Annotated in this window: 23 protein-coding genes; 19 read left to right on the forward strand and 4 right to left on the reverse strand. The window is 61.2% G+C overall.

Annotation, left to right across the window (positions count from 1 at the left end):
• Nucleotides 1-421: 421 nt before the first annotated feature.
• A complete protein-coding gene (locus HBO19_RS09935; protein ID WP_170057437.1) occupies nucleotides 422-1,642 on the reverse strand; it encodes a CaiB/BaiF CoA-transferase family protein in 1,221 nt (406 codons plus the stop codon).
• Nucleotides 1,643-1,655: 13 nt separating this feature from the next.
• On the reverse strand, nucleotides 1,656-2,837 hold the full coding sequence (locus HBO19_RS09940; protein WP_029290432.1) for an acyl-CoA dehydrogenase: 1,182 nt from the start codon (nucleotides 2,835-2,837) through the stop codon (nucleotides 1,656-1,658).
• Between the two features lie 157 nt (nucleotides 2,838-2,994).
• Between HBO19_RS09940 and HBO19_RS09945 the strand changes: the two genes are divergently transcribed.
• From HBO19_RS09945 to HBO19_RS10035, 19 genes are all read left to right on the forward strand, one after another.
• Nucleotides 2,995-3,894 carry a LysR family transcriptional regulator gene (locus tag HBO19_RS09945; protein ID WP_169954145.1) on the forward strand — a complete coding sequence of 300 codons (900 nt, stop codon included), beginning with the start codon at nucleotides 2,995-2,997 and terminating at the stop codon, nucleotides 3,892-3,894.
• Between the two features lie 449 nt (nucleotides 3,895-4,343).
• Nucleotides 4,344-5,465 (forward strand): Re/Si-specific NAD(P)(+) transhydrogenase subunit alpha, encoded by a 1,122-nt coding sequence (locus tag HBO19_RS09950; protein WP_065942441.1) that lies wholly within the window; start codon nucleotides 4,344-4,346, stop codon nucleotides 5,463-5,465.
• A 15-nt stretch (nucleotides 5,466-5,480) separates the two neighbouring features.
• Nucleotides 5,481-5,801, forward strand: a complete 321-nt coding sequence (locus HBO19_RS09955) for an NAD(P) transhydrogenase subunit alpha (RefSeq protein WP_003233786.1) — start codon at nucleotides 5,481-5,483, stop codon at nucleotides 5,799-5,801.
• Nucleotides 5,801-7,237 carry an NAD(P)(+) transhydrogenase (Re/Si-specific) subunit beta gene (locus tag HBO19_RS09960; RefSeq protein ID WP_038444899.1) on the forward strand — a complete coding sequence of 479 codons (1,437 nt, stop codon included), beginning with the start codon at nucleotides 5,801-5,803 and terminating at the stop codon, nucleotides 7,235-7,237. Before HBO19_RS09955 ends, HBO19_RS09960 begins: the two co-directional genes overlap by 1 nt.
• A 180-nt stretch (nucleotides 7,238-7,417) precedes the next feature.
• A complete protein-coding gene (locus HBO19_RS09965; RefSeq protein WP_169954143.1) occupies nucleotides 7,418-8,911 on the forward strand; it encodes an acetyl-CoA hydrolase/transferase family protein in 1,494 nt (497 codons plus the stop codon).
• A 318-nt stretch (nucleotides 8,912-9,229) separates the two neighbouring features.
• Nucleotides 9,230-9,445 carry a DUF1127 domain-containing protein gene (locus tag HBO19_RS09970; RefSeq protein WP_007911656.1) on the forward strand — a complete coding sequence of 72 codons (216 nt, stop codon included), beginning with the start codon at nucleotides 9,230-9,232 and terminating at the stop codon, nucleotides 9,443-9,445.
• A gap of 315 nt (nucleotides 9,446-9,760) precedes the next feature.
• Nucleotides 9,761-10,081, forward strand: a complete 321-nt coding sequence (locus tag HBO19_RS09975) for a DUF2388 domain-containing protein (RefSeq protein WP_057442142.1) — start codon at nucleotides 9,761-9,763, stop codon at nucleotides 10,079-10,081.
• A gap of 113 nt (nucleotides 10,082-10,194) precedes the next feature.
• Nucleotides 10,195-10,503: a DUF2388 domain-containing protein gene (locus HBO19_RS09980; protein ID WP_170057438.1), complete on the forward strand. Its 309-nt coding sequence runs from the start codon at nucleotides 10,195-10,197 to the stop codon at nucleotides 10,501-10,503.
• Between the two features lie 26 nt (nucleotides 10,504-10,529).
• Nucleotides 10,530-10,850, forward strand: coding sequence for a DUF2388 domain-containing protein (locus HBO19_RS09985; RefSeq protein WP_029290409.1), 321 nt, complete (start codon nucleotides 10,530-10,532; stop codon nucleotides 10,848-10,850).
• Nucleotides 10,847-12,808, forward strand: a complete 1,962-nt coding sequence (locus tag HBO19_RS09990) for a DUF4105 domain-containing protein (RefSeq protein WP_169954140.1) — start codon at nucleotides 10,847-10,849, stop codon at nucleotides 12,806-12,808. Before HBO19_RS09985 ends, HBO19_RS09990 begins: the two co-directional genes overlap by 4 nt.
• Nucleotides 12,809-13,267: 459 nt before the next feature.
• Nucleotides 13,268-14,575, forward strand: a complete 1,308-nt coding sequence (locus HBO19_RS09995) for a CitMHS family transporter (protein WP_169954139.1) — start codon at nucleotides 13,268-13,270, stop codon at nucleotides 14,573-14,575.
• 64 nt (nucleotides 14,576-14,639) lie between these two features.
• Complete coding sequence (locus HBO19_RS10000) at nucleotides 14,640-15,407, forward strand: TerC family protein (protein WP_169954138.1); 768 nt, start codon at nucleotides 14,640-14,642, stop codon at nucleotides 15,405-15,407.
• Between the two features lie 208 nt (nucleotides 15,408-15,615).
• Nucleotides 15,616-17,274: a Na/Pi cotransporter family protein gene (locus HBO19_RS10005; protein ID WP_169954137.1), complete on the forward strand. Its 1,659-nt coding sequence runs from the start codon at nucleotides 15,616-15,618 to the stop codon at nucleotides 17,272-17,274.
• A 146-nt stretch (nucleotides 17,275-17,420) separates the two neighbouring features.
• Entirely contained in the window at nucleotides 17,421-18,797 is a 1,377-nt protein-coding gene (locus HBO19_RS10010; RefSeq protein ID WP_170057439.1) for a pitrilysin family protein, read from the forward strand.
• 72 nt (nucleotides 18,798-18,869) lie between these two features.
• Nucleotides 18,870-19,901 carry a DUF5924 family protein gene (locus HBO19_RS10015; RefSeq protein ID WP_170057440.1) on the forward strand — a complete coding sequence of 344 codons (1,032 nt, stop codon included), beginning with the start codon at nucleotides 18,870-18,872 and terminating at the stop codon, nucleotides 19,899-19,901.
• A 55-nt stretch (nucleotides 19,902-19,956) separates the two neighbouring features.
• Complete coding sequence (locus HBO19_RS10020; RefSeq protein WP_169954134.1) at nucleotides 19,957-21,105, forward strand: ABC transporter permease; 1,149 nt, start codon at nucleotides 19,957-19,959, stop codon at nucleotides 21,103-21,105.
• Nucleotides 21,102-21,905: an ATP-binding cassette domain-containing protein gene (locus HBO19_RS10025; RefSeq protein ID WP_169954133.1), complete on the forward strand. Its 804-nt coding sequence runs from the start codon at nucleotides 21,102-21,104 to the stop codon at nucleotides 21,903-21,905. The genes HBO19_RS10020 and HBO19_RS10025 overlap by 4 nt, the downstream gene beginning before the upstream one ends.
• 1 nt (nucleotide 21,906) lies before the next feature.
• On the forward strand, nucleotides 21,907-22,845 hold the full coding sequence (locus HBO19_RS10030) for an MlaD family protein (RefSeq protein WP_170041969.1): 939 nt from the start codon (nucleotides 21,907-21,909) through the stop codon (nucleotides 22,843-22,845).
• Nucleotides 22,842-23,459 carry an ABC-type transport auxiliary lipoprotein family protein gene (locus HBO19_RS10035; protein ID WP_170057441.1) on the forward strand — a complete coding sequence of 206 codons (618 nt, stop codon included), beginning with the start codon at nucleotides 22,842-22,844 and terminating at the stop codon, nucleotides 23,457-23,459. The genes HBO19_RS10030 and HBO19_RS10035 overlap by 4 nt, the downstream gene beginning before the upstream one ends.
• A 92-nt stretch (nucleotides 23,460-23,551) precedes the next feature.
• On the opposite strand, the gene HBO19_RS10040 is transcribed toward HBO19_RS10035, so the two are convergent.
• Together HBO19_RS10040 and gltP are read right to left on the reverse strand one after the other, a co-directional pair.
• Complete coding sequence (locus HBO19_RS10040) at nucleotides 23,552-24,781, reverse strand: spore maturation protein (protein ID WP_170057442.1); 1,230 nt, start codon at nucleotides 24,779-24,781, stop codon at nucleotides 23,552-23,554.
• 95 nt (nucleotides 24,782-24,876) lie between these two features.
• A complete protein-coding gene (gene gltP / locus HBO19_RS10045; RefSeq protein WP_057444842.1) occupies nucleotides 24,877-26,208 on the reverse strand; it encodes a glutamate/aspartate:proton symporter GltP in 1,332 nt (443 codons plus the stop codon).
• Between the last annotated feature and the right edge of the window lie 99 nt (nucleotides 26,209-26,307).

Raw genomic sequence — 26,307 nt, forward strand, 5'->3', positions numbered from 1 at the left:
TTAAAGAGCGGTTGGTTAAGATCTTTCGTCTCAACCGAGGCGCGCATTCTACAGCAGCCTCATTTGCTGTCAAGTGATTATTTTCAGAAGCTTCGAGATTTTCCTCAACAACTTCAACCACTTGCGCTTTCGATCTCTCGTCAGCGGGAGGCGAATTCTACAGCGTTACACGCTGCTGTCAACACCTCTTTTTCAACTTCTTTTTGGCTCCGATGAACTGAAGCAACCCGCTGCCGAAAACCACATAACTCTTTGTTTACCAAGGAGTTTTCCGTTTCGACTGCGCCGGAAGTGGGGCGAATTATAGACTTCTAGAATCTGCCGTCAACCCTTGATTTTGCTTTTCTATCAATTAGTTACGATCGATTAAAAAACAACCAACTCCTGCCATGTAGAACCCCTTCTATATAGAAGACACACCTCATATAACTCCCGCCTCCTTTAAAGCCGCCACATGAGCCGCTCCCAACCCCAACACCTGGCTGAGTACTTGAGCCGTATGCTCGCCCAGGAGCGGCGGCGCACTGCGATACTCCACGGGCGTCTTGGACAGCCTAATAGGGCTCCCCACCTGCGGCACCTTGCCCGCCAACGGGTGCGGCAACTCTATAGCCAACCCACGCGCCTGCACCTGCGGATCGGCAAACACCTGCGCCAGGTCATTGATCGGCCCACACGGCACACCTACCTGCTCCAGCTGGGCCACCCACTCGGCCGTGGTCTTGAACACCGTTGCCTGGCGAATCAATGGAATGAGCACCGCCCGATTGGCCACCCGCAGCTTATTAGTAGCAAACCGTGGATCATCAGCCCACTGCGGCTGCCCGGCGACCTGGGCAAACTTGCGGAACTGGCCGTCATTACCCACGGTCAGGATGAAATCGCCATCTGCCGTGGGAAAGTCCTGATACGGCACGATATTCGGATGCGCATTACCCAGCCGCTTGGGCGCTACCCCCGTCGTCAGGTAATTCATCGCCTGGTTGGCCAGGCAGGCAACCTGGACATCCAGCAACGCCATATCAATATGCTGGCCGCCGCCATCATGGTCGCGGTGCGCCATGGCCGCCAGAATCGCCACGGCTGAGTAAAGTCCGGTCAAAATATCGGTCAGGGCCACACCTACCTTGACCGGGCCTTCGCCCTCATCACCCTCGGGACGCCCCGTCAGGCTCATCAGACCGCCCAGGCCCTGAATCATGAAGTCATAGCCAGCGCGCGCCGCATACGGCCCAGTCTGGCCAAACCCCGTGATAGAGCAATAGATCAGCTGCGGATTGAGCTCCTTGAGCGACTCATAGTCCAGGCCATACGCCGCCAAGCCGCCCACCTTGAAGTTCTCGATCAAGATATCCGACTTCGCCGCCAGGTCCCGGACCAGCTTCTGCCCCTCCGGCCGCGTGAAGTCGATAGTCACCGACTCCTTATTACGATTGGCCGATAAGTAGTAGGACGCCTCACTGGTGTTTTCACCATAGGCATCCTTGAGGAAGGGCGGGCCCCAGGCGCGGGTATCGTCACCACTGCCAGGTCGTTCGACCTTGATCACCTCAGCGCCGAGATCAGCAAGAATCTGCCCGGCCCAAGGCCCCGCCAGCACCCGTGACAAATCCAGCACCCGCAGATGCGATAGCGCGCCCATGGTCACACTCCTATTAATAGAACGCCTGGATACCGGTCTGGGCGCGCCCGAGGATGAGCGCATGGACGTCATGCGTGCCTTCGTAGGTATTCACCACTTCCAGGTTGACCAGGTGCCGGGCAATCCCGAACTCATCGGAGATGCCATTGCCACCGAGCATGTCGCGAGCCATGCGGGCGATATCCAGGGACTTGCCGCAGGAGTTGCGCTTCATGATCGAAGTGATCTCCACCGCGGCCGTTCCCTCATCCTTCATCCGCCCCAGGCGCAGACAGCCTTGCAAGGCGAGGGTGATCTCGGTCTGCATATCAGCGAGTTTTTTCTGGATCAACTGCGTGGCAGCCAGTGGGCGCCCGAACTGTTGGCGATCCAGGGTGTACTGGCGCGCCGTGTGCCAGCAGAACTCCGCAGCCCCCAAGGCCCCCCATGAAATGCCGTAGCGGGCCGAGTTCAAGCAGGTGAAAGGGCCTTTCAAGCCACGCACATCGGGAAAGATGTTTTCTTCAGGAACGAAGACGTTGTCCATGACGATTTCACCGGTGATAGACGCACGCAGGCCGACCTTGCCGTGAATCGCCGGCGCACTCAGGCCTTTCCAGCCCTTCTCCAGGACAAAACCACGGATGTCGCCGGCGTCGTCCTTGCCCCAGACCACAAACACATCGGCAATCGGGCTGTTGGTGATCCACATCTTGCTGCCGGTAAGGCTGTAGCCGCCATCCACCTTGCGTGCGCGGGTAATCATCGCGCCCGGGTCCGAACCATGGTTGGGCTCGGTCAGGCCAAAGCAACCAATCCACTCACCCGAGGCCAGCTTGGGCAGGTACTTCTGCTTTTGCGCTTCAGTGCCGAACTCATTGATCGGCACCATCACCAGTGAAGACTGCACGCTCATCATCGAGCGATAGCCGGAATCGACACGCTCCACTTCCCGGGCAATCAAGCCGTAGCTGACATAGTTCAAGCCACTGCCACCGTACTGCTCAGGAATCATGGCGCCGAGCAGGCCGGTCTCGCCCATTTCACGGAAAATCGCAGGGTCGGTCTTTTCATGACGGAAGGCTTCAAGCACACGCGGCGCCAGCTTGTCCTGGGCAAATTGCTCGGCACTGTCGCGCACCATGCGCTCTTCTTCAGTGAGCTGTTGATCCAGCAGCAGTGGATCGATCCAGTTGAAGCTTGCCTTACCGCCCATGAGTGAGTCCTCGCGAAGTAAATCAAAAGTCGTGCATGCAGCCTAGGCCGGGTAGGCGAGGAGGGCAAACGAGGTTTTTGCATAGCCTTGTGCTAATTTCTCACTCCGTAACGATTGAGAAAGGCGCAACAGCCTTTTATTAGTGAGAGTACGGTACATGCGCAGAAAGATCCCCAGCACCACGGCCCTGGTCAGCTTTGAAGCAGCAGCCCGCCACGAAAGCTTCACCAAGGCCGCGCAAGAACTTTCCATCACCCAGGGCGCGATCTGCCGACAGATCGCCAGCCTTGAGGAGTTTTTGAGTGTCGAGCTGTTTCGGCGCTCGCGACGCGGGGTAAAGCTCACCGAAGCCGGGCTTTCCTATAGCCGGCGAGTGGCGACGCAATTGGATGCCGTGGAGCGTGACACCCTGTCAGTGATGGGCCAGCAGGGCGCCAATGTGATTGAGCTGGCGGTAGTGCCCACGTTCGGCACGCAGTGGCTGATCCCGCGCCTGAAGGATTTCCAGCAGCAACACCCCGAAGTCACAGTGAACCTGACCAACCGTACCCGCCCGTTCCTGTTTGCCGATACCGAGTTCGATGCCGCTGTGTATTTCGGCGATGCCGACTGGTCGGGCACCGAATCTCATCGGCTGATGGGCGAAAATCCAGTCCCCGTCTGCAGCCCGCGCTTGCTGCAAAACCGCACGCACTTTCGCGCAGAGGAAATCGCCGAACTGCCACTGCTGCAGCAAACCACGCGACCCTACGCCTGGCGCCAATGGTTCAACGCCCAACAACTGAATATCCCCCGGGACATGACAGGCCCGCGCTACGAGCTATTCTCCATGCTGTCCCAGGCGGCCATGCATGACATGGGGATTGCCTTGATCCCACCGTTCCTTATTCAGCGGGAACTGAGCGAGAAACAACTGGTGATTGCCAACCCGCAGGCGCTGACCAGCAGCAAAGCCTATTACCTGATGATTCCCGAAAGAAAGGTCGAATCTGCATCACTGCACGCCTTTCGAGACTGGCTGATTGATCAGGCACAGCGCTACAGCCATCAATTCTAGAGGCTCAGGCAAGTTATTGACCTTGTAGTCAGGTAATTTCGAGACCTACAGATATACGTATATGTCGCTTTTTGACAGACTGTACCGTTCGACCGTAAAACCCTCTGCAAGCCAATATCTGCAAGCCCTACAGCGGGTATTCGGGGACAATGATCGGTTATTCATGTCGACAATTGGGTAAATCGACTTTTCCCGCGATAACCCTTTAAACACCTGTATTCCAAGAGGTTATTCCGGCACATTGCGACAATCAGTCACAGGGTGACTTGTAGTTAATTTTTCGTCACCCGTCATAATCCCTTGAAGGCCGTAAAGTTCGCCTGCAAAATGCCGCGCCCTGCTGTCATTTCAGCGGGGTCGTGCTGATCGGCCGCCCCAGTTGCGCCACTCGCGGTGCACTGGCCTTTTTACAAAAATCAAAAGCAAAAAGATCATGCAGGAGATTTGACGTGCACATTGGTGTTCCTCTCGAAACCCAGACCGGTGAAACGCGGGTTGCTGCAACCCCGGAAACCATCAAGAAGCTGATCGGCCAGGGCCATAAGGTCACTGTACAAAGCGGTGCAGGTATCAAAGCCAGCGTCGTCGACAGTGCCTATGAAACGGCAGGCGCAACCATTGGCAGTGCCAGCGATGCGTTTGGCGCCGAGCTGATTCTCAAGGTGGTCGCCCCCAGCGACAGCGAACTGACGCTGATTAAAAGCGGCACCGTGTTGGTGGGCATGCTCAATCCGTTCAGCAACGAAACCATCACCCAACTGGCCGAACATGGCATCACTGCCTTCGCCCTGGAGGCCGCGCCGCGTACCTCCCGTGCGCAGAGCCTGGATGTGCTGTCGTCCCAGGCCAACATTGCCGGCTACAAGGCAGTGTTGCTGGCGGCCCATCACTACCCGCGCTTCATGCCAATGCTGATGACCGCCGCCGGTACGGTGAAAGCCGCTCGCGTGCTGATCCTCGGCGCCGGTGTTGCCGGCCTGCAAGCCATCGCTACGGCGAAACGCCTGGGTGCCGTCATCGAAGCGTCCGACGTACGCCCGGCCGTGAAGGAGCAGATCGAGTCCCTCGGTGCCAAGTTCGTCGACGTGCCCTACGAGACCGATGAAGAGCGCGAATGCGCCGTCGGTGTCGGCGGCTACGCCCGCCCAATGCCCACCAGCTGGATGCAGCGCCAGGCCCTGGCCGTGCATGAGCGCGCCAAGCAAGCCGATATCGTCATCACCACCGCCCTGATTCCGGGTCGCAAGGCCCCGACGCTGCTGAGCGCCGAAACCGTCGCCCAGATGAAGCCAGGCTCCGTGGTGATCGACCTGGCCGCCGCCCAGGGTGGCAACTGCCCACTGACCGTCGCCGACCAGGTGGTGGTGGAAAACGGCGTGACCATCTGTGGCCCGACCAACCTTGCCGGCGCGGTCGCTGCCGATGCTTCGGCCCTGTATGCGCGCAACCTGCTGGACTTCCTGAAGCTGGTCTTCACCAAGGAAGGGCAGTTTGAAATCAACCTCGAAGACGACATCGTCGCCGCGTGCCTGATGTGCCGCGACGGCCAAGTCATCCGCAAAAACGCCTAAGCAGGGATTCAGACGATGGAAGAGCTTATCTCCCCCGGTATCTACAACCTGATCATCTTCGTGCTGGCGATTTATGTCGGTTACCACGTGGTCTGGAACGTCACCCCCGCGCTGCACACGCCGCTGATGGCCGTGACCAACGCAATCTCGGCGATTGTGATCGTTGGCGCCATGCTCGCCGCCGCACTCACCGTTACCCCGCTGGGCAAGACCATGGGCACCCTGGCCGTGGCCCTGGCTGCCGTCAACGTGTTCGGCGGTTTCCTGGTTACCCGTAGGATGCTTGAGATGTTCAAGAAGAAAGCGCCCAAGGCTAAAGAAGAGGTGCAGAAGTAATGAGCATGAACCTCGTGACGACGCTCTACCTGATCGCGTCGATCTGCTTCATCCAGGCCCTCAAGGGCCTGTCGCACCCCACCACGTCCCGACGCGGCAACCTGTTCGGCATGCTCGGCATGGCGCTGGCGGTACTCACCACCGTGGGCCTCATCTATAAGCTCGGTGCGGAGCTGGCCACTGCCGGTATCGGCTACGTGATTGTCGGCCTGCTGATCGGCGGCACCGCCGGTTCGATCATGGCCAAGCGCGTAGAAATGACCAAGATGCCCGAACTGGTAGCCTTCATGCACAGCATGATCGGCCTGGCGGCGGTGTTTATCGCCATCGCGGCGGTGGTCGAGCCGCAATCCCTGGGGATCGTCAAGCAACTGGGTGACGCGATTCCTGCGGGCAACCGCCTGGAGCTGTTCCTCGGCGCAGCCATTGGTGCCATTACCTTCTCCGGTTCGGTCATTGCCTTCGGCAAGCTGTCGGGCAAGTACAAGTTCCGCCTGTTCCAGGGCGCACCGGTACAGTTTGGCGGCCAGCACAAGTTGAACCTGGTGCTGGGCCTGGCCACCCTGGGCCTGGGCCTGGTGTTTATGTTCACCGGCAACCTCAGTGCCTTCGCCCTGATGCTGGCCCTGGCCTTCGTGCTGGGCGTGCTGATCATCATCCCGATTGGCGGCGCCGACATGCCGGTGGTTGTCTCGATGCTCAACAGCTACTCCGGCTGGGCAGCGGCGGGCATCGGCTTCTCGCTGAACAACTCGATGCTGATCATTGCCGGCTCCCTGGTGGGGTCGAGCGGTGCGATCCTCTCGTACATCATGTGCAAGGCGATGAACCGCTCCTTCTTCAACGTGCTGCTCGGCGGTTTCGGCAATACGCCGGATGCGGCAGGGCCGGCCGGTTCGAAAGAAGCGCGCCCGGTGAAGTCCGGTTCGGCCGACGACGCCACTTTCCTGCTGACCAACGCCGACACCGTGATCATCGTCCCAGGCTATGGCCTGGCGGTCGCGCGGGCGCAACACGCCCTTAAAGAGCTGACCGAGAAGCTGACCCATCGCGGCGTCACCGTGAAATACGCGATCCACCCGGTCGCCGGCCGCATGCCTGGCCACATGAACGTGCTGCTGGCCGAGGCCGAGGTGCCTTACGACCAGGTGTTCGAGATGGAAGACATCAACTCCGAGTTCGGCCAGGCCGACGTGGTGCTGGTGCTGGGCGCCAACGACGTGGTCAACCCGGCCGCCAAGAACGATCCGAAATCGCCGATCGCCGGCATGCCGATTCTCGAAGCCTTCAAGGCCAAGACGATCATCGTCAACAAGCGCTCGATGGCCAGCGGTTACGCCGGCCTGGATAACGAATTGTTCTACCTGGACAAGACCATGATGGTCTTCGGCGACGCGAAGAAGGTCATCGAAGACATGGTCAAGGCCGTCGAATAAACACTGCTCCAGCGCAATACCCAAAACCCCGGCCTCCCGTAGGCTGGGGTTTTTTATTAACGGGAAAAACCCGACCAAAGGCTCTAAATCGCCACCTGGCATTCGACCATGGTAGCGGGACGAACGCCTTTGAAATCACTAGACTGCCCACCTTGCCTCCGTTGCCCGAGATAACAATCCATGTACCGTGATCGTATCCGCTTGCCTTCGCTGTTGAACAAGGTCATGAGCGCCGCCGATGCTGCCGCCCTGATCGAGGACGGCATGACCGTCGGCATGAGCGGCTTTACCCGCGCCGGTGAAGCCAAGGCCGTGCCCCACGCCCTGGCCGAACGTGCCAAGACCTCGCCCCTGAAAATCACCCTGATGACCGGCGCCAGCCTGGGCAACGACCTGGACAAGCAACTGACCGAAGCCGGCGTGCTGTCGCGCCGCATGCCATTTCAGGTCGATAGCACCCTGCGCAAGGCGATCAATGCCGGCGAAGTGATGTTTATCGACCAGCATCTATCGGAAACCGTCGAACAGCTGCGCAACAACCAGCTCAAGCTGCCGGACATCGCAGTGATTGAAGCCGTGGCCATCACCGAGCAAGGCCACATCGTGCCCACCACCTCCGTGGGCAACTCGGCCAGCTTCGCGATTTTTGCCAAGCAGGTGATCATCGAGATCAACCTGGCGCACAACCCGAATCTGGAAGGCCTGCACGACATCTATATCCCGACCTACCGCCCGACCCGCACCCCGATCCCACTGGTCAAGGTGGATGATCGCATCGGCAGCACCGCGATCCCGATCCCGCCCGAGAAGATCGTCGCCATCGTCATCACCAACCAGGCCGACTCCGCCTCCACAGTGACCCCGCCCGACAGCGACACCCAGGGGATCGCCAATCACCTGATCAACTTCCTCAAGCAGGAAGTGGATGCCGGACGCATGACCAACAAGCTCGGCCCGTTGCAGGCCGGCATCGGCAATATCGCCAACGCGGTGATGTGCGGGTTGATCGAGTCGCCGTTCGAAGACCTGACCATGTACTCCGAAGTCCTCCAGGACTCGACCTTCGACCTCATCGACGCCGGCAAGCTGAGCTTTGCCTCCGGCAGTTCGATCACCTTGTCAGAGCGGCGCAATGCCGACGTGTTCGGCAACCTGGAGCGCTACAAAGACAAGCTGGTGCTGCGCCCGCAGGAAATCTCCAACCACCCGGAAGTGGTGCGCCGCCTGGGCATCATCGGCATCAACACCGCGCTGGAGTTCGATATCTACGGCAACGTCAACTCCACCCACGTGTGTGGTACGCGGATGATGAACGGCATTGGCGGCTCGGGAGATTTCGCCCGCAACGCGCACCTGGCGATCTTTGTCACCAAGTCCATTGCCAAGGGCGGGGCGATTTCCAGCGTGGTGCCGATGGTCAGCCATGTCGACCATACCGAGCATGACGTCGACATCCTCGTGACCGAGATCGGCCTGGCCGACCTGCGCGGCCTGGCGCCACGGGAGCGGGCACGGGTGATCATCGATAACTGCGTGCACCCGGACTACCGTGACGCCCTCAACAACTACTACACCGCCGCCTGTGCCATCGGCGGGCACACCCCGCACATCCTGCGCGAAGCCTTGAGCTGGCACATCAACCTGGAAGAAACCGGGCACATGCTCAAAGACTGATCAATACAGATCCGGGTGGGTGCAAGCACAGTTGCATTCACCCGGAACTGAGCGCGGTACTTTTGAAAAAAACTGTACTGCTGTACCGGTCATTTCCTACCGCAAAACCCTACAAATCCTTTCCAAAACGCCTAAAACGCACCAAATAAGTGCTGACAGGTACAGTTGCCCCATTTCCGTACAGTACAGCCGCTATAAACAGTTAACTGGCCCCTCACAATACAGGTGAACTGTATCTAGAGAGTCTTGCGCCGGAGGAGGATCATTGGCATCAGTTAAACCACTACCTAATCCCGCCACAAGCGGAAGGATGTCATCATGGAACGTACACTCAGTTCCGAACTGTTCTTCGAAGATAAAGCTGTCAACACCCAGGCTTCCCTGCCTCTGCGCGTTATCGCCAACCTGATGTTGTGGCAGCGCCGCATCTCCAGCCGCCATCAACTGGCTCGTCTGGATTCGCGTCTGCTGGCCGATGCCGGGATCAGCGAAGCTCAACGCTACGAAGAGCTGAGCAAGCCGTTCTGGCGCTGATTTAGCGCCCGCTGGCCCTGACCTATCGGGTCCACCGCCAGCACCCCGAATTGTTGTAGCAAAGCCCGCCCCGGGTAACCGGCGGCGGGTTTTGTTGTTTCTGGGAGGACGAAAAAATAGCGTGGAAGCCATCCTCGATGCCTGGACAGGTACAGTTTAAAAAACATAACAATTAACCAGTACAATTACGCATTGGCTGATTTGTACCGGTCAAATAACCTCCGTGAGCCACCACTTCCAACTGCGCACTACCCGAACAGATAGGCGCCAGCTACTATCGCGTCATTAGTTCGTCTCATACACAGGAGTCACCCCATGTCCCGTCTTCGTTTGCTGAGCGCTGCAGCCCTGCTTGCCGTCGCCGCCAATGCCAGCGCCACCAGCCTGATCGTGACCACCGACTCGATTGTGGGCGCTCTCAAAGCCACTTCCGACGCCAGCTCCGATGCCACCTCCTCGCTGCGCGACAACAAAGTCGTGCGCGCTGCCCGTGACGATGCTGCCAGCTTCGTAGCCAGCGAAGGCGCGATCCGTGGCGTGAAGCTGGAAAGCGCCCTGGCGCAAATCCGCCAACAGGCGCCACAACTCAATGCCGCTACTGATGTGCAACTGGCCCAGGCAATCCTGGCCATCTGAGCCAGGCCTGTTTTGCAGGAGCCGACTTGCCGGCTCCTGCATAGAAGTACCCGCGCTGGCTCTCGCCCGGGCATTACGCTAGCCTTGGCGCTCGTTTTCAGTTGTCGAGTCCCATGGCTTTTTCATACCGCTTGTTGATTGTTCCCACGGTGCTTGCCGTGTGCGGGGCCGGGCCGGTCCAGGCCTTTGATCTGTCCACACAAAGCCTCGTCGCCAGCGCCTATGCCACCAGCAAAGTGACCTCGGCGCCGTTCGATCGTAAATTGATACTGGCAGCCCAGGATGACGCTGCTGCGTTTATTGCCACTGACGGCCAATGGCGGGGCGCCCGGCTGGAAAGTGCACTGGATTACCTGCGTCGCACCCAGCCAAAACTTAAGTCCAGTGACCTTGAACTGGCCCAGGCAATTCTCGTCCAATAATCATCTTTACCCTTTGGAGTCATTCCATGCGTCGCCCGTTGATCGCAGCTGCTCTCGGCCTGTTCTTGCTGGCAGATATCGCCCAGGCACAAACTCTCGTGGCCACCAGTAACATCATTGTTCGTGCCTTTGGCCGCACCATTGATTTCACCTCGGACACCACCACCTCCATCCGTGACTCCAAAGTCGTGCGTGCAGCCCACGATGACGCCGCCAGCTTTGTCGCCAGCAATGGCGATATCCGTGGCGCGCAACTGGAAGCCGCCTTCGACACCCTGCGAACTCGCGTGCCCGAAGCCCGCGACGCCAGCGACCAGGTCCTCGCCGAAGCCATCCTCGCATTGTGAGGCGTCTCACCGCCTGGCTATTGGCTGCGACGGTGCTGCTGGCCGGCAACGCCGCCCAGGCCAGCCTGCAACTACGCCTCAAGACCGACGGCTTGAGCCCAGCCCAGCAGCAGGCCAGCCAGGCATTGCTTGATGAAGCGATGCAGGCGCTGCCGCCGCGCTTCATCGAGCAACTGGACCGGCGCATCGACGTCGGCTGGACCGACGACATGCCCGCCAACGCCTATGGCCAGGCGTCGCTGGTGTCCGAACTGGACCTCAACCGCAGGCTATTGGCCAGCCTCACCGACGGTACCGCCGCCACCCAGCAGACCCAGCGACCCCACGGCACCGTGCGCCGGGAGCTGCTCGCCACCGTCTTGCATGAACTGACCCACATCTACGACCGCGCGCGCCTGTGGCCCAAGGACCAGCGCTCGTTGATCCAACGCTGCAGCCGCCAGAACAACATCACCGGCCTGATCGGCCTGCCCGATCAATGCCGTGGCCAGAATGACCGGCGCTTCACCCTCAGCGACGACCCGCGCTTGCTCGACCTGGCCGGCTGGCCGCAATACGTCGGCCGCCGTGGCGAGCGCGAGCAACACAACCGGCAAGTGGCGCGCAGTCCGGACCTGTACGAAATCACCAACCCCAAGGAGTTCGTCGCGGTCAACATGGAGTACTTCCTCCTCGACCCGAGCTACGCCTGCCGCCGGCCCGCGCTGTACCGTTACTACCAGCAACACTTCGGCTGGGCCCCGCCCGCCAAGGACGCGTGCGCCAACACCTTCGCCTTCCTCAACGCCGGCAACGACTTTGCCAAGACGCCCCTGGGCCAGGTCGATCCCGAGCGCGTGTACGCCATCGACTATCTGCTGGCCGAAGCCAACCAGAACCTGGTGAGCCGCTGGGGCCACAGCATGCTGCGCCTGGTGATCTGCGCGCCGGGCCGCCCCCGTGGCCCGGATTGCCGCCTGGACCTGGACCAGCACCTGGTGTTGTCCTACCGCGCATTCGTGGGCGACGTGCAGCTATCGAGCTGGGACGGGCTGGTGGGCAAGTACCCTTCACGCCTATTTGTCCTGCCCCTGGCCCAGGTCATCGACGAGTACACCAAGACCGAACTGCGTGGCCTGGCGTCCGTGCCCTTGATCCTCACGCGCCAAGAGATCAACGACACCGTCGAACACGCCGCCGAAATGCACTGGAGCTACGACGGCAATTACTACTTCCTCTCCAACAACTGCGCGGTCGAAGGCCTGAAACTGCTGCGCAGCGGCAGCGCCAACCCGCAACTGACCACCCTGGACAACATCACCCCCAACGGTTTGCTCGAAGTGCTCAAGGCCCGCGGGCTGGCCGACACCAGTGTGCTGGATGACCGCCGCGAAGCCTTGCGCCTGGGTTATCACTTCGACTCCTTCCGCGAGCGCTACCAGGCGATGTTCGAGGTGCTGAAAAAACACCTGCCGATCCCCCAGACCCAGGTCGAAGACTGGCTGGCCTTGAGCGCCGAGCAACGCAGGACCTGGTTCGACCAGGCTGACCTGCGCACCAGCGCCGCTTTGCTGCTGCTGGAACAGGCGAGCTTTCGCAAACAACTGATGCTCGCCCAGGACGAGGTCAAGCAACGCTACCTCGGTGCCCGCGAGCTGAAGAACGGCGGCATGGCCAAGGCCGATGCGACGTTGCAGCAGATCCTCGCCAACAGCGGCTTCCTCAGCCGCCCGGCGGAGCTGCTCGGCAGCAGCGGTTATGGATTGCCCCAGCCCAAGGAATGGCAGCGCCTGGAGTCGGAAAGCGCATCGCGCCAGAAGCAGCTGCAATCGCTGACCGGCGACCTGGATAAAGAGGTGAGGGCGCTGCTGGAGCCTTCGCGGGCTGCGGAAATTGCCGCCTGCGAGGCCAATCTCAAGCAGGTGGGTGAACATCTGCGGGCCTTGCACAAGGCGGCCGGCGGCCTGCAACTGCCTTAAGATCAGAAGCATCGCGGGCTTGTCGGATCGCCGCATCGCCGCGAAGACGTCGGCCCAGCAAACATTGAGGTTGACTGACCCACTGCTTTCGCGAGCAAGCCCGCTCCCACAGGGATCTGCGCTTAACTGACGGGTATTAGGGTTTGCCCGCGATAGCGCCCTTACAGACATCAAAACCAGACCAATCCTACGAAACATCTGTTCATCACCTGTTTACCCAGCGAAAGCTGGCTGAAAGCTTTCGCGATTAGGATCGCCCTCACTACCGGCAATAGACCGGTTGGCCAACCTGAGCGTTTTTATGCCCAGGGGCCCAATTAACAACAACAATGGTGATTCTGATGTCCGCTCGTACCCGCCTGTTTTTCCCCACTCCCCCCGTACGCCTCGCGCTTTTCGTTCTGCGCTGACCCCACCCGGTTCGCCATTCCCTAGCCGCGCTACGCCTGGAGTATTCCTATGCTGACTTTCCTTGGCTTTGCCATGGTCATCACGTTCATGTTCCTGATCATGACCAAGCGCCTGTCGGCGCTGATCGCCCTGATCATCGTGCCGATCCTGTTCGCGCTGTTCGGTGGCTTTGCGCCGAAGATCGGCCCGATGATGCTCGAAGGCATCACCAAGCTGGCGCCCACCGGCGTGATGCTGATGTTTGCCATCCTCTACTTTGCCTTGATGATCGACTCCGGCCTGTTCGACCCGGCCGTGCGCAAAATCCTCAAGCTGGTCAAGGGCGACCCGCTGAAAGTCTCGGTCGGTACGGCCGTGCTGGCGCTGGTGGTGTCCCTGGACGGTGACGGCGCCACTACCTATATGATCTGCGTGGCCGCCATGCTGCCTTTGTACAATCGCATTGGCATGAGCCCACGGATCATGGCCGGCCTGATCATCCTCGCCGGCGGCGTGATGAACATGACGCCCTGGGGCGGCCCGACCGCCCGCGCCGCCAGTGCGCTGCACGTGGATCCCTCGGACATCTTCGTACCGATGATCCCGGCCATGGCCGCCGGCGTAGTGGCCATCCTGGTGATTGCCTATATGTACGGCCTGCGTGAACGCGCTCGCCTGGGCGTATTGCACCTGCAAGGCGATGAAATCGACCATAGCGAAATCAGCGTCTCGCAGTTCCCGGATGCCCGTCGCCCGAAACTGATCTGGTTCAACGGCGCCCTGACCCTGGTCCTGATGTGCACCCTGATTGCAGGCCTGCTCCCGCTGCCAGTGCTGTTCATGGTGGCCTTCAGTATCGCGATGATCGTCAACTACCCGTGCCTGCAACAGCAGAAAGACCGCGTTGCCGCCCACTCGGGCAGCGTGCTGGCAGTGGTTGGCCTGATTTTCGCCGCCGGTATCTTCACCGGGATCCTGTCGGGCACCGGCATGGTCGATGCCATGTCCAAGAGCCTGCTGGCGGTCATCCCGGAAGCCCTGGGCCCGTACCTGGCGGTGATCACCGCGCTGGTGAGCATGCCGTTCACGTTCTTCATGTCTAACGATGCGTTCTACTACGGCGTGCTGCCAGTATTGGCCGAAGCCGCCAGCCATTACGGCATCACCGCCGCAGAAATGGGCCGCGCCTCGATTGTTGGCCAACCGGTACACTTGCTCAGCCCGCTGGTACCTTCGACTTACCTGCTGGTAGCCCTGGCCGGTATCGAATTTGGCGACCACCAGCGCTTCACCCTGAAGTGGGCAGTATTGGTATGCCTGTGCATAATGATCGCCGCATTGTTGTTGGGCACATTCCCGCTGTTCAGCACTCTATAATCGTAACAACCCACTGCGCCGGCCTTACCCCGGCGCGGTCTAACACTCGCACAAAGGAACACATATGGAATGGCTGACCAATCCGGAGATCTGGATTGCCTTCTTCACCTTGACGGCACTCGAGATCGTCCTGGGCATCGATAACATCATCATGATTTCGATCCTGGTCAGCCGCATGCCCAAGCATATGCAGGCGCGCACCCGGATCTTCGGCCTGGCCCTGGCCATGGTCACGCGGATCCTGCTGCTGCTGTCGATCACCTGGGTGATGCAACTGACCGCCGACCTGTTCGTGGTATTGGGCCAGGGTATTTCCGGTCGTGACCTGATCCTGTTCTTCGGTGGCCTGTTCCTGCTATGGAAAAGCTCCCAGGAGATGTACCACGCCCTGGAAGGTGAAGACGAAACCCACGAAGAGCCGAAAGGCAAGGGTGGCAAGTTCATCTACACCATCATCCAGATCGCGATCATCGATATCGTGTTCTCCCTGGACTCGGTGATTACCGCCGTGGGCATGGTTTCCCACGTACCGGTCATGGTCGCCGCGATCGTCGTTGCCGTACTGGTGATGATGCTGGCCGCCGGCACCATCAGCGAGTTCATCGACAAGCACCCGTCGCTGAAAATGCTCGCGCTGTCGTTCCTGTTGATCGTGGGTACCGTGTTGATCGCCGAATCCTTCGATGTGCATGTGCCAAAAGGCTACGTGTACTTCGCCATGGCGTTCTCCCTCGCGGTCGAGGCCATCAACATCAAGATGCGTACCGCCATCGCGAAGAAGAAAAAGCAGCAGGATCCAGTGAAACTGCGCAAGGACATTCCGGGTCAATAACCCGAGATGACCAAAACGGGGGCCCTTGCGGGCCCCTTTTTTTCGCCCGCAAAAAGCTGATTTCATGACAGTTTTGTTTCAAAGCCGTCTTTAGCTATGCGATGCTGGCGCACAGGCCGTTCGCCAACTACAGCTTAAGTACACACTACAAAACGGCACGCGGCACTTTTTGCTCCATTGGAGCACGACTCAATACAGGGGGCCGAGCATGCTGACCCTGCTCAATCTTCTTTCTGCAGTGACCCTGTTGATCTGGGGCACGCATATCGTCCGTACCGGCATCCTGCGGGTCTACGGCTCCAACCTGCGCCAGGTCATCGGGCAGAACATGGCCAGGCGCTGGCTGGCGTTCATTGCCGGGATCCTGGTGACCGCCATGGTGCAGAGCAGCAACGCCACGGCGATGCTGGTGACCTCGTTTGTCGGCCAGGGCCTGATGGGCCTCACGCCCGCCCTGGCAACCATGCTCGGCGCCGATGTCGGTACGGCGCTGATGGCGCGGGTGCTGACCCTGGATCTGTCATGGCTGTCGCCGCTGTTGATCTTTCTCGGGGTGATCTTCTTCCTGTCGCGCAAACAGACGCGCGCCGGGCAAATGGGCCGGGTGGGTATCGGCCTGGGCCTGATCATTCTCGCCCTGCAACTGATCGTCGAAGCCGCCGGGCCGATTACCCATGCCCAGGGCGTCAAGGTGCTGTTCGCCTCGCTGACCGGCGACATCCTGCTCGATGCCCTGGTGGGCGCGTTGTTTGCGATGATTTCCTACTCCAGCCTGGCCGCCGTGCTGCTGACCGCAACCCTGGCCGGCGCCGGGGTGATTGGCCTGCATGTGGCCATTGGCCTGGTGATCGGCGCCAATATCGGCAGCGGCGTGCTGGCCTTCCTCAGCACCAGCATGCAAAACGCCGCCGGGCGCCAGGTGGCCCTGGGCAGCCTGCTGTACAAGCTGATTGGCCTGCTGCTGATCATTCCCGTCCTTGACCCGCTGGTGCTGTGGATGGACACCCTGGACTACAGCGCCCAGGGCATGGTCATCACCTTTCACCTGCTCTACAACGTCACCCGCTGCCTGATCCTGCTGCCCACCATCGGCCCCATGGCGCGCCTGTGTGCGTGGCTGCTGCCGGAGCGCCCGGAGGCCAATGGCCTGGCCAAACCCCGCCATCTTGACCCCACGGCGCTGACCACCCCAAGCCTGGCCCTGGCCAACGCGGCGCGGGAGACCCTGCGCCTGGGCGACCTGATCGACAACATGCTGACCGCCATGCTGGAAGTGCTGCGCGGCAAACAGACCGCGATCACCCAGGAAATGCGCAGCCTCAGCGATGATGTCGAAGCGCTCTACAGCGCGATCAAACTGTACCTGGCGCAAATGCCCCGGGAAGACCTGAGTGAGCACGACAGCCGGCGCTGGGCCGAGATCATCGAGCTATCGATCAACCTGAAGCTGGCCGGCGACTTGATCGAGCGCATGCTGCGCAAGGTCCAGCAGCAGAAAACCTCCCAGCGCCGCTCGTTTTCCGAAGTCGGGCTGGAAGAACTGGCCGGCCTGCACAGCCAGTTGATCGCCAACCTGCGCCTGGGCCTGTCGGTGTTCCTCAGCGCCGACCCGGAAAGCGCCCGCCAATTGCTGCGCGAGAAGCGCCGCTTCCGCGCCCAGGAACGGCGCCTGGCCCACGCCCATGTCAGCCGCCTGCAACGCAAGATCGTGCAAAGCATCGAGACCAGTTCCCTGCACCTGGAGCTGATTGCCGACATGAAACGCCTGAACTCGTTGTTTTGCAGCAGTGCTTATGTAGTGTTGGAAACCTCCGAGACCGGCGCGCTGGCCACGGACAATATTGCCGACATCACCCATTCGCCCTGAACGAACCGCACGCCCGGGGAGTCAGTTAAAAACACCGCCCAACCAATGTGGGAGCGGGCTTGCCCGCGATAGCGGTGTGTCAGCAGACGAATACGTGCCTGACACACTGGCTGCTCCCACTGTCATCACCCGCCAGGAACCCCGTTATGCGTCGCCTGTTATTCGCCTGCCTGCTCATAGGCTCGGCCCACGCCTTTGATCGCTTGCAGGTCGAAGGCTATATGCTGCCCAACGGCCTGCAATTGTTGCTCAAGCCGGGCACCGAGCGCGGGCACGTGGCGATCCGCCTGGTGGTCGGCGTAGGCCTGGACGACTTCAGCTGCGCCGACAAGGAACTGCCGCACCTGCTCGAACACCTGCTGTTCAGCGGCATCGATGGCGGCGGCGAAGGTGTGCTGGAAGAACAGATGCAGGCCCTGGGCGGGGAGTGGAACGCCTACACCAGCAATGCCGACACCACCTTCGTCATCGAGGCCCCGGCACGTAACCAGCGCAAGGTGCTGGACCTGCTGAAGGCGATCCTGACCCGTACCGAACTGAGCGACGCGGCGATCAACGCCGCCAAGCAAGTGGTCGAGCGCGAAGACGGTGGCCACTATTCGCACCTGCAACGCCTGCTGGATCGCCAGGACTTGGGGCACAACGCCAGCAATCAACTGGCGGTGGAGCTGGGCCTCAAATGCGCCGAGCGCGCCGAGGTCGAGCACCTGACCCGCGCCCAGTTGGAAAAGGTACGCCAGGACTGGTACGCCCCCAACAACATGACCCTGATCATCGTCGGCGACCTCGACAAACTGCTACCGGCCTACCTGGAACGCACCTATGGCCAGCTCGAACCGGTGGACCCCACCGAACACCGGGCCTTGCCGCAAACCCTTGGCGCCGCAGCGATCCATCGTGACCTGATCCGGGGCTGGGTCGGCGATGGCGCCAAGCTGCACTGGCTGTTCCCCGAGCCGATGCTGGACGACCAGCACGATGCCACCTACGACCTGCTCAAGGATTACCTGGATTGGGCGTTGTATCGCCAGTTGCGCCTGCAGCATGGCCTGTCCTACGGCCCGTGGAGCGAGCGCGAAGTGCTGGGCGGCGTGGGTTTCATGAGCCTGAATGCCGACCTCGACCGCGACAACCTGCCCGAGGCCGAACACGTCCTAGAGAACCTCAAGGCCAGGCTGCTTGAGGATGGCCTCGACCCGGCCACCTTTCGCCGCCTGCAACAAGCCGCCATCGACCGCCAGGCCTGGGCCGTGCAAGGCAATAGCGCGCTGGCCGACTACTATTGGAGCGCCTTGGCCGACTACGCCGACGGGCGCTTCAGCGACCCGGCCAAGCGCATCAAGGCCGTGAGCCTGGCGCAAACCAACCAGGCCATGCGCCAGCTGTTCAACCAACAAGGCTACTGGCGCATTGAAAAGCCGCTGCTCAGTTACGACGCCCTGGGCTGGGGCGCCGCAGGCATGCTGGGGCTGATCGCCATTGGGCTGATCGGGCTGCGCCGTTATCGCAAAGCAATTGTGTAATGACACGCCTATCAACGGGCTAAGACGTTATTCTGTCTGGGATTTTTTCCTACAAAGACTGCGAACCGCCGAATGCCATACCTGACCCATTTCATACAGCGCATCCTCGAACTGATGAAGCGCTACCCAGGTGTGATCGCACTCGGCGGTTTTATCTCGGGGGTGGGCAGCTTTATCCTGGTGGACCGCCAGCAAGGCATGGCCAGCTGGATCGCGATCATCATGCTGGTGAGCTGGCTGTGGCTGATGCTCGAAAACAGCTTCACCCAGCTGTTCAGCAAGGTCTTCAAGCGGGAAATTCCCGAACCGCTGCTGCGCTACGCCACACAGATGATCCACCAGGAAAGCCTGTTCTTTGTCCTGCCGTTCTTTTTCGTCACCACCACCTGGAACAGCAGCCAGGCGATTTTCACCGGCTTGCTGGGCGCCGCCGCGCTCGTCTCGATCACCGACCCGCTGTACTACAAATGGCTGGCGCCCAAGCGCTCGCTGTTTCTGGCGCTGCACACCCTGACCCTGTTTGCCGCCTTGCTCACCGCGCTGCCGATCATCCTGCACCTGACCACCGCCGAGAGTTACAAACTGGCGCTGGGGGTGGCGATGGCCCTGTCGATCCCCAGCTTGGCCGTGAGCCTGCCGCTGCGCAGCGTCAAGGGTTGGCTGATGCTGCTGGGCGTGACGGCGGCGATTGGTTGCGCAGGCTGGTTCCTACGCAGCTGGGTACCGCCGGCCACGCTGTGGATGACCGAAGTGGCGATCAGTACCCAATTGCAGGACCGCACCCCCGGCGATGACCTCAAGGAAGTCAGCGCCAGCCAACTGCGCAGCAGCGGCCTGTACGCCTACACCGCGATCAACGCACCGCGCGGGCTGGACGAGCGCATCTACCATGTATGGCAGTTCAACGGCAAACAAGTCGACCGCATCGCCCTGGATATCCACGGCGGGCGCAAGGAAGGCTACCGGGCCTGGACCCACAAGCAGAACTTCCCGGCGAATGCCGTGGGCCGCTGGCAAGTACGGGTGCTGACCGAAGACGGCCAGGTGATCGGCGTGTTGCGCTTTAAAGTCACTGACACAGCGCAAACGGACACGCCAAAGTAGGACGGATCGTGCTATTACATAGCAATTGTGGAATAGCCAAACAAGCTCGGAGCTTATGACCAGTAGCACAACGGCAGGCAATGCCCACCTGGACGCATCCACCCAGCCGCCCCAACTGCGGGTCACCGGGGACTGGACGCTGGCCCATTACAGCGCCCTGAAGAAGTTGTCGACAAGCCTCGACGGCCAGTACGACGCCAGCACCCGCGTCGACCTCAACGGCCTGGGTGCGCTCGACACCGCCGGCGCCTCGCTGCTGGTAGAGCTGCTGGGCCCGGAGCGCATCGAACACTCCGCCGAACAAACCGACTGCCGTCTGCCCGCCGCCGACCGCGCACTGCTCAAGACCGTCTACCGCTCCCTGAATGACTTCTGTGTGCCGGTCAAGGAGCCGCAGGAAAGCGCCGGCATCCAGCTGTTGGCCCGCATCGGCCGCGCGGTGGATACGGTCTGGCAAGACGCCATGACCCTGCTGGGCTTTATCGGCCTGATCCTCGCAACCTTTGCCCGCGGCGTGTTCCGGCCCAAGCGCTGGCGCCTGACGCCGATGGTGGCGCATATCGAACAGACCGGGCTCGATGCCGCACCCATCGTCGCCTTGCTGACCTTTTTGGTGGGCGCCGTGGTCGCGTTTCTCGGCGCCACGGTGCTGGAAAGTTTCGGCGCGAGTATTTTTACCGTGGACCTCGTGGCGTTTTCCTTCCTGCGGGAGTTCGGTGTCCTACTCACCGCGATCCTGATGGCCGGCCGCACCGCCAGCGCCTTCACCGCACAGATCGGCTCGATGAAGGCCAACGAAGAAATCGACGCCATCCGCACCATGGGCCTCGACCCCATGGAGTTGCTGGTACTGCCGCGCGTCCTCGCGCTGCTGGTAGCGCTGCCGATGCTGACCTTTCTCGCCATGATTTCGGGGATTATCGGCGGCGGCGTAGTGTGCGCCGTGGCCCTGGATATCTCGCCGGCGATGTTCCTCTCGCTGCTGCAATCGGACATTGGCGTCCAGCATTTGCTGGTGGGCCTGGTCAAAGCGCCGTTCTTTGCCTTCCTGATCGCCGCCATTGGCTGCCTGGAAGGCTTCAAGGTCAGCGGCAGCGCCGAGTCGGTCGGCGCCCACACCACCTCTGCGGTGGTGCAGTCGATTTTCGTGGTGATCGTGCTCGACGCAGTCGCCGCACTGTTCTTTATGGAGATGGGCTGGTGAGCCGTTTACAGCGAGCGCCCAGCGAGGCGGTGATCGAAGTCCGTGGCCTGTGCAACCGCTTTGGCCCGCAGAGCGTGCATGAAAACCTCGACCTGGACCTGTACAAAGGCGAGATCCTCGCCGTGGTCGGCGGCTCGGGCAGCGGCAAGTCGGTGCTGCTGCGCAGCATCATCGGCCTGCGTCAGCCCAGCGAAGGGCAGGTGCGGGTGTTCGGGCAGAACCTGCCGAGCCTGTCGGAGCAGGAGCGCTCCCTGGTGGAACGACGTTTCGGCGTGCTGTTCCAGAAGGGCGCGCTGTTTTCCTCGCTGACGGTCACGGAGAACGTCGCCCTGCCATTGATCGAACACGCCGGCCTCAGCCGCGCCGATGCCGAGCACCTGGCGGCGGTGAAGCTGGCCCTGGCCGGGCTGCCGTTGTCGGCGGCCGACAAATACCCGTCGTCGCTCTCCGGCGGGATGATCAAGCGTGCGGCCCTGGCCCGCGCCCTGGCCCTGGACCCGGACATTCTGTTTCTCGATGAACCCACCGCCGGCCTCGACCCCATCGGTGCAGCGGCATTCGACCAACTGATCCTGACCCTGCGCGATGCCTTGGGCCTGAGTGTGCTGCTGATCACCCATGACCTGGACACGCTCTACACCATCACCGACCGCGTGGCGGTGCTGGCGCAGAAAAAGGTATTGGTGGCCGGAGCCATAGATGTTGTTTCGCAAACGAACGACGCCTGGATTCACGAATACTTTCATGGCCCCCGGGGCCGCGCGGCATTGGATGCCGCTCAACAGCTCAACGAGGTATGACATGGAAACCCGAGCCCATCATGTGATGATCGGTCTGTTCAGCGTGATAGTCGTGGTCGGCGCCATGCTCTTCGGCCTGTGGCTGGCCAAGTCCAGCGTCGACAGCGCGTTCCAGGATTACGAAGTGATCTTCAACGAAGCGGTCAGCGGCCTGTCCCAGGGCAGCGCGGTGCAGTACAGCGGGATCAAGGTCGGTGATGTCACCAGCCTGCGCCTGGATCCCAAGGACCCGCGCCGCGTACTGGCGCGCATCCGCCTGGCCGGGCAGACACCGATCAAGGAAGACACCCAGGCCAAGCTGGCGCTGACCGGCATCACCGGCACCTCGATCATCCAGCTCAGCGGCGGCACCCCACAAAGCGCCGAGCTCAAGGGCAAGAACGGCGAGCTGCCGCAGATCATCGCCTCGCCATCGCCCATTGCCCGGCTGCTGAACAACAGCAACGACCTGATGACCAGCATCAACCTGTTGCTGCACAACGCCAACCGCATGTTCTCGCCGGCTAACGTCGACCGCCTGAGCGGCACCCTGGCGCACCTGGAGCAGACCACCGGGGCCATCGCCGAGCAACGGGGCGATATCAAGGTGGTGATGCAGCAATTGGCCCAGGTCAGCAAACAGGCCGGCGGCGCCCTGGAGCAGACCACCGCGCTGATGCGCAACGCCAACGGGCTGCTCAACGACCAGGGCAAACAGATGTTCGGCAGCGCCGAAGGGGCCATGCGCTCCCTGGAGCAAAGCACCGCCACCATCAACAGTTTGTTGGACAGCAACAAGGACTCCCTGAACAGCGGCATGCAGGGCCTCAACGAACTGGCGCCCGCCGTGCGCGAGCTGCGCGATACCCTCGGCTCCCTGCGCGCCATCACCCGTCGCCTGGAAGCCAACCCCAGCGGGTATCTGCTGGGCAGTGACAAGAACAAGGAGTTCACGCCATGAAGCGTGCTTACCAAATGATCCTCCCGGTAGCCCTGGCCCTGGTCAGCGCCTGCTCGATCCTGCCCAAGGCCGATCCGTCCAATGTCTACCGGCTGCCGGCGGCCCAGGCGCCAGCACCTGCCCATGGCAGCGCGGGCACCTGGTCATTGCGCCTGGCCAAGCCGCAGGCCAGTGAATTCCTCGACAGCCCGCGCATTGCCGTGGTGCCCCAGGGCGACTTGATCAGCAGCTACGCCCAGTCGCGCTGGAGCGATCCGGCGCCGGTGCTGCTGCGCAACCGTCTGCTGGACGGTTTCCAGCGTGATGGCCGGGTGGCGTTCCTGAGCACTGATGACACCAACCTGCAGGCGGATTTCGAGCTGGGCGGGCAGTTGCAGGCCTTCCAGAGCGAGTACCGGGGCGCGGCGGTGGAGGTGGTGATCCGGCTGGATGCGCGATTGGTGCGCGGCAGTGACCAGCGGATCGTAGCGGCCAAGCGCTTTGAAGTGCGCCAGCCGGTGAGTGATACCCAGGTGCCGGCGGTAGTGGCCGGGTTTGGGTTGGCGGGGGATCAGTTGAACAAGCAGGTGGTGGATTGGGTGGTGGCGCAGGGCAACTCAGCACCTAAACGCTGAGGGCCTCATCGCAGGCAAGCCAGCTCCCACATTTGACGGTGTTCACACATCAAAATGTGGGAGCTGGCTTGCCTGCGATAGCGATCTAAAGCTTAGCCAAAGAACCAGTAGCAGACAGCAATCGCCGCCACCACACCGGCCAATTCCGCCAGCAACGCACACCCCACCGCATGCCGCGCCCGCTGGATACCCACCGAGCCAAAGTACACCGCCAGCACGTAGAAGGTGGTCTCGGTACTGCCCTGGATCGTCGCCGCCACCAGCGCCGGGAAGCTGTCCACACCCTGGGTCTGCATGGTCTCGATCAGCATCGCCCGCGCCGCGCTGCCGGAGAAGGGCTTGACCATCGCCGTGGGCAAGGCATCGACAAAACGCGTGTCCAGGCCCGTCCAGGCCACCAGATGGCGAATCCCTTCGAGGCCAAACTCCAGCGCCCCGGAAGCGCGCAGTACGCCAACCGCACACAGCATCGCCACCAGGTACGGCAGCAGGTTCTTCGCGACGTCAAAGCCCTCTTTGGCGCCTTCGACAAACGCTTCATAGACCTTGACCTTGCGCAGCGCACCGATCAGCAAAAACAGCATGATCAGGCCAAACAACGTGAGGTTGCCGAGGATCGAAGACAAGCCCGCCAGGGCCGTGGCCGACATCGTCGCCAGCAAGGCCATGAAGCCGCCCAGCACCAGCGCACCGGGGATCAGGTACGCCAGCACTACCGGGTCCCAAAGGCGCAGGCGCTGCATCAGCGCCACCGACAGCAGGCCCACCAGGGTCGAGGCGCTGGTGGCTAGCAGGATCGGCAGGAACACCAGGGTCGGGTCGGGCGCGCCTTGCTGGGCGCGGTACATGAAGATCGTCACCGGCAGCAAGGTCAGGGAAGACGCGTTGAGCACCAGGAACAGGATCTGCGCGTTGGTCGCGGTGTTGGGGATCGGATTGAGTTCTTGCAGCGCCTTCATGGCCTTGAGGCCGATCGGCGTCGCCGCGTTATCCAGGCCCAGGCCGTTGGCGGCAAAGTTGAGGGTGATCAAGCCGATGGCCGGGTGACCGGCCGGTACTTCCGGCATCAGCCGCAAGAATAGCGGGCCCAGGGCCTTGGCCAGCCACTCGACGATCCCGGCCTTCTCGGCGATGCGCAAAAAGCCCAGCCACAGGGTCAAGGTGCCGAACAGCAGCACCATCACTTCCACAGACAGCTTGGCCATGGCGAAAATACTCTCCACCATCGCCGCAAAGATCCCGGCGTTACCGCCCACCAGCCATTGCACCAGCGCCGATACCATCGCCACGACAAAGAAGCCAAGCCACAGGCCATTGAGCATCAGTCACACCCCTTTAAATATGTGGCGAATGATAGCGGGGCTGACAGAAACGACAAACCCCGGATTTACCGGGGTTTGTGCGTATCAAGCAGGGATCAGCCCTGGCTGGTCTCGCCAGCCGGCAGCGCGGTCTTGGTCCGCCAGTGTGGCAGGGAGTTCCAGTAGCGCTCGCCCTTGGCATCGTCGTACATGCCTTCCCAACGCGCGATGACCAACACGGCCAGGGCGTTGCCGATCACGTTCAGGGCGGTACGCGCCATGTCCATGATGCGGTCGACACCGGCGATGAACGCCAGGCCTTCCAATGGGATACCCACGCTGCCCAGGGTGGCCAGCAGCACCACGAAGGACACGCCCGGCACGCCGGCGATACCTTTGGAGGTGACCATCAGGGTGAGTACCAGCATCAGTTGCTGGCCAACCGACAGGTCGATGCCATACAGCTGGGCAATGAAGATCGCCGCGATGCTCTGGTACAGGGTCGAACCGTCGAGGTTGAACGAGTAACCGGTCGGCACCACGAAGCTGCAAATGGCTTTCGGCGCACCGTAGGCTTCCATCTTCTCGATCACGCGCGGCAGCACGGTCTCGGAGCTGGCGGTGGAGTAGGCCAGTACCAGCTCATCCTTGAAGATGCGCATCAACTTGATCACCGAGAAGCCAAACAGGCGGGCGATCAGGCCAAGAATCACAAAGGCGAAGAACAGGATGGCAACGTAGACCAGGATTACCAGCTTGGCCAATGGCAACAGCGAGGCGAAGCCGAAGTTGGCCACGGTCACGGCGATCAGGGCGAATACACCGATAGGGGCGTATTTCATGATCATGTGGGTGACTTTGAACATGCTCTCGGACACGCCCTGGAACATGGTGACCAGGGGTTCGCGCAGGTCTGGCTTGAGGCTCGACAAGCCCAGGCCGAACAACACGGAGAAGAAGATGATCGGCAGCATCTCGCCACGGGCCACGGCGGCAAAGATGTTCGATGGGATCAGGTTGAGGATGGTCTCGATGAACGCATGTTCATGCTGCACCTCGGCGGCGGTCGCCTGGTACTTGGAGATATCCACGGTACCCAGGGTACTCATGTCGATCCCGGCACCGGGGTGGAACAGGTTGGCCAACAGCAGACCGACCACAATCGCGATGGTAGTGACCACTTCGAAGTAAACGATGGTCTTCACGCCGATCCGACCGAGTTTTTTCGCATCCCCCACACCGGCGATTCCGACAATCAGCGACGAAATCACGATCGGGATCACGATCATCTTGATCAGGCGGATAAAGATATCGCCCGCCGGTTGCAACACGTTGCTGATCCACCAGGCTTTTTCGGCACTGAAGTGGTTGAGTACAGCACCGATTGCAATCCCTAGCACCAGACCGATGAGGATCTGCCAGGCGAGGCTTAGTTTTGCCTTCTTCATGTCATTACCCTTGTTTCAAGTGGACTCAGGCAGATGCGCCAGCTGGAACGCCCGGGAGCGAAAAAGTGTGAGCATCAACCTCCGTAGAAGGTCACCGCA

The organism is Pseudomonas sp. WS 5021, assembly GCF_012985535.1.
Classification (GTDB): Bacteria; Pseudomonadota; Gammaproteobacteria; order Pseudomonadales; family Pseudomonadaceae; genus Aquipseudomonas.

What these genes read in the sequence shown, in the direction of transcription:
- HBO19_RS09935 (WP_170057437.1), bottom strand. Translation starts at nt 1,642, where the DNA reads ATGGGCGCGCTATCGCATCTGCGGGTGCTGGATTTGTCACGGGTGCTG.
- HBO19_RS09940 (WP_029290432.1), bottom strand. Translation starts at nt 2,837, where the DNA reads ATGGGCGGTAAGGCAAGCTTCAACTGGATCGATCCACTGCTGCTGGAT.
- HBO19_RS09945 (WP_169954145.1), top strand. Translation starts at nt 2,995, where the DNA reads ATGCGCAGAAAGATCCCCAGCACCACGGCCCTGGTCAGCTTTGAAGCA.
- HBO19_RS09955 (WP_003233786.1), top strand. Translation starts at nt 5,481, where the DNA reads ATGGAAGAGCTTATCTCCCCCGGTATCTACAACCTGATCATCTTCGTG.
- HBO19_RS09960 (WP_038444899.1), top strand. Translation starts at nt 5,801, where the DNA reads ATGAGCATGAACCTCGTGACGACGCTCTACCTGATCGCGTCGATCTGC.
- HBO19_RS09965 (WP_169954143.1), top strand. Translation starts at nt 7,418, where the DNA reads ATGTACCGTGATCGTATCCGCTTGCCTTCGCTGTTGAACAAGGTCATG.
- HBO19_RS09970 (WP_007911656.1), top strand. Translation starts at nt 9,230, where the DNA reads ATGGAACGTACACTCAGTTCCGAACTGTTCTTCGAAGATAAAGCTGTC.
- HBO19_RS09975 (WP_057442142.1), top strand. Translation starts at nt 9,761, where the DNA reads ATGTCCCGTCTTCGTTTGCTGAGCGCTGCAGCCCTGCTTGCCGTCGCC.
- HBO19_RS09980 (WP_170057438.1), top strand. Translation starts at nt 10,195, where the DNA reads ATGGCTTTTTCATACCGCTTGTTGATTGTTCCCACGGTGCTTGCCGTG.
- HBO19_RS09985 (WP_029290409.1), top strand. Translation starts at nt 10,530, where the DNA reads ATGCGTCGCCCGTTGATCGCAGCTGCTCTCGGCCTGTTCTTGCTGGCA.
- HBO19_RS09995 (WP_169954139.1), top strand. Translation starts at nt 13,268, where the DNA reads ATGCTGACTTTCCTTGGCTTTGCCATGGTCATCACGTTCATGTTCCTG.
- HBO19_RS10000 (WP_169954138.1), top strand. Translation starts at nt 14,640, where the DNA reads ATGGAATGGCTGACCAATCCGGAGATCTGGATTGCCTTCTTCACCTTG.
- HBO19_RS10005 (WP_169954137.1), top strand. Translation starts at nt 15,616, where the DNA reads ATGCTGACCCTGCTCAATCTTCTTTCTGCAGTGACCCTGTTGATCTGG.
- HBO19_RS10010 (WP_170057439.1), top strand. Translation starts at nt 17,421, where the DNA reads ATGCGTCGCCTGTTATTCGCCTGCCTGCTCATAGGCTCGGCCCACGCC.
- HBO19_RS10015 (WP_170057440.1), top strand. Translation starts at nt 18,870, where the DNA reads ATGCCATACCTGACCCATTTCATACAGCGCATCCTCGAACTGATGAAG.
- HBO19_RS10020 (WP_169954134.1), top strand. Translation starts at nt 19,957, where the DNA reads ATGACCAGTAGCACAACGGCAGGCAATGCCCACCTGGACGCATCCACC.
- HBO19_RS10030 (WP_170041969.1), top strand. Translation starts at nt 21,907, where the DNA reads ATGGAAACCCGAGCCCATCATGTGATGATCGGTCTGTTCAGCGTGATA.
- HBO19_RS10035 (WP_170057441.1), top strand. Translation starts at nt 22,842, where the DNA reads ATGAAGCGTGCTTACCAAATGATCCTCCCGGTAGCCCTGGCCCTGGTC.
- HBO19_RS10040 (WP_170057442.1), bottom strand. Translation starts at nt 24,781, where the DNA reads ATGCTCAATGGCCTGTGGCTTGGCTTCTTTGTCGTGGCGATGGTATCG.
- gltP (WP_057444842.1), bottom strand. Translation starts at nt 26,208, where the DNA reads ATGAAGAAGGCAAAACTAAGCCTCGCCTGGCAGATCCTCATCGGTCTG.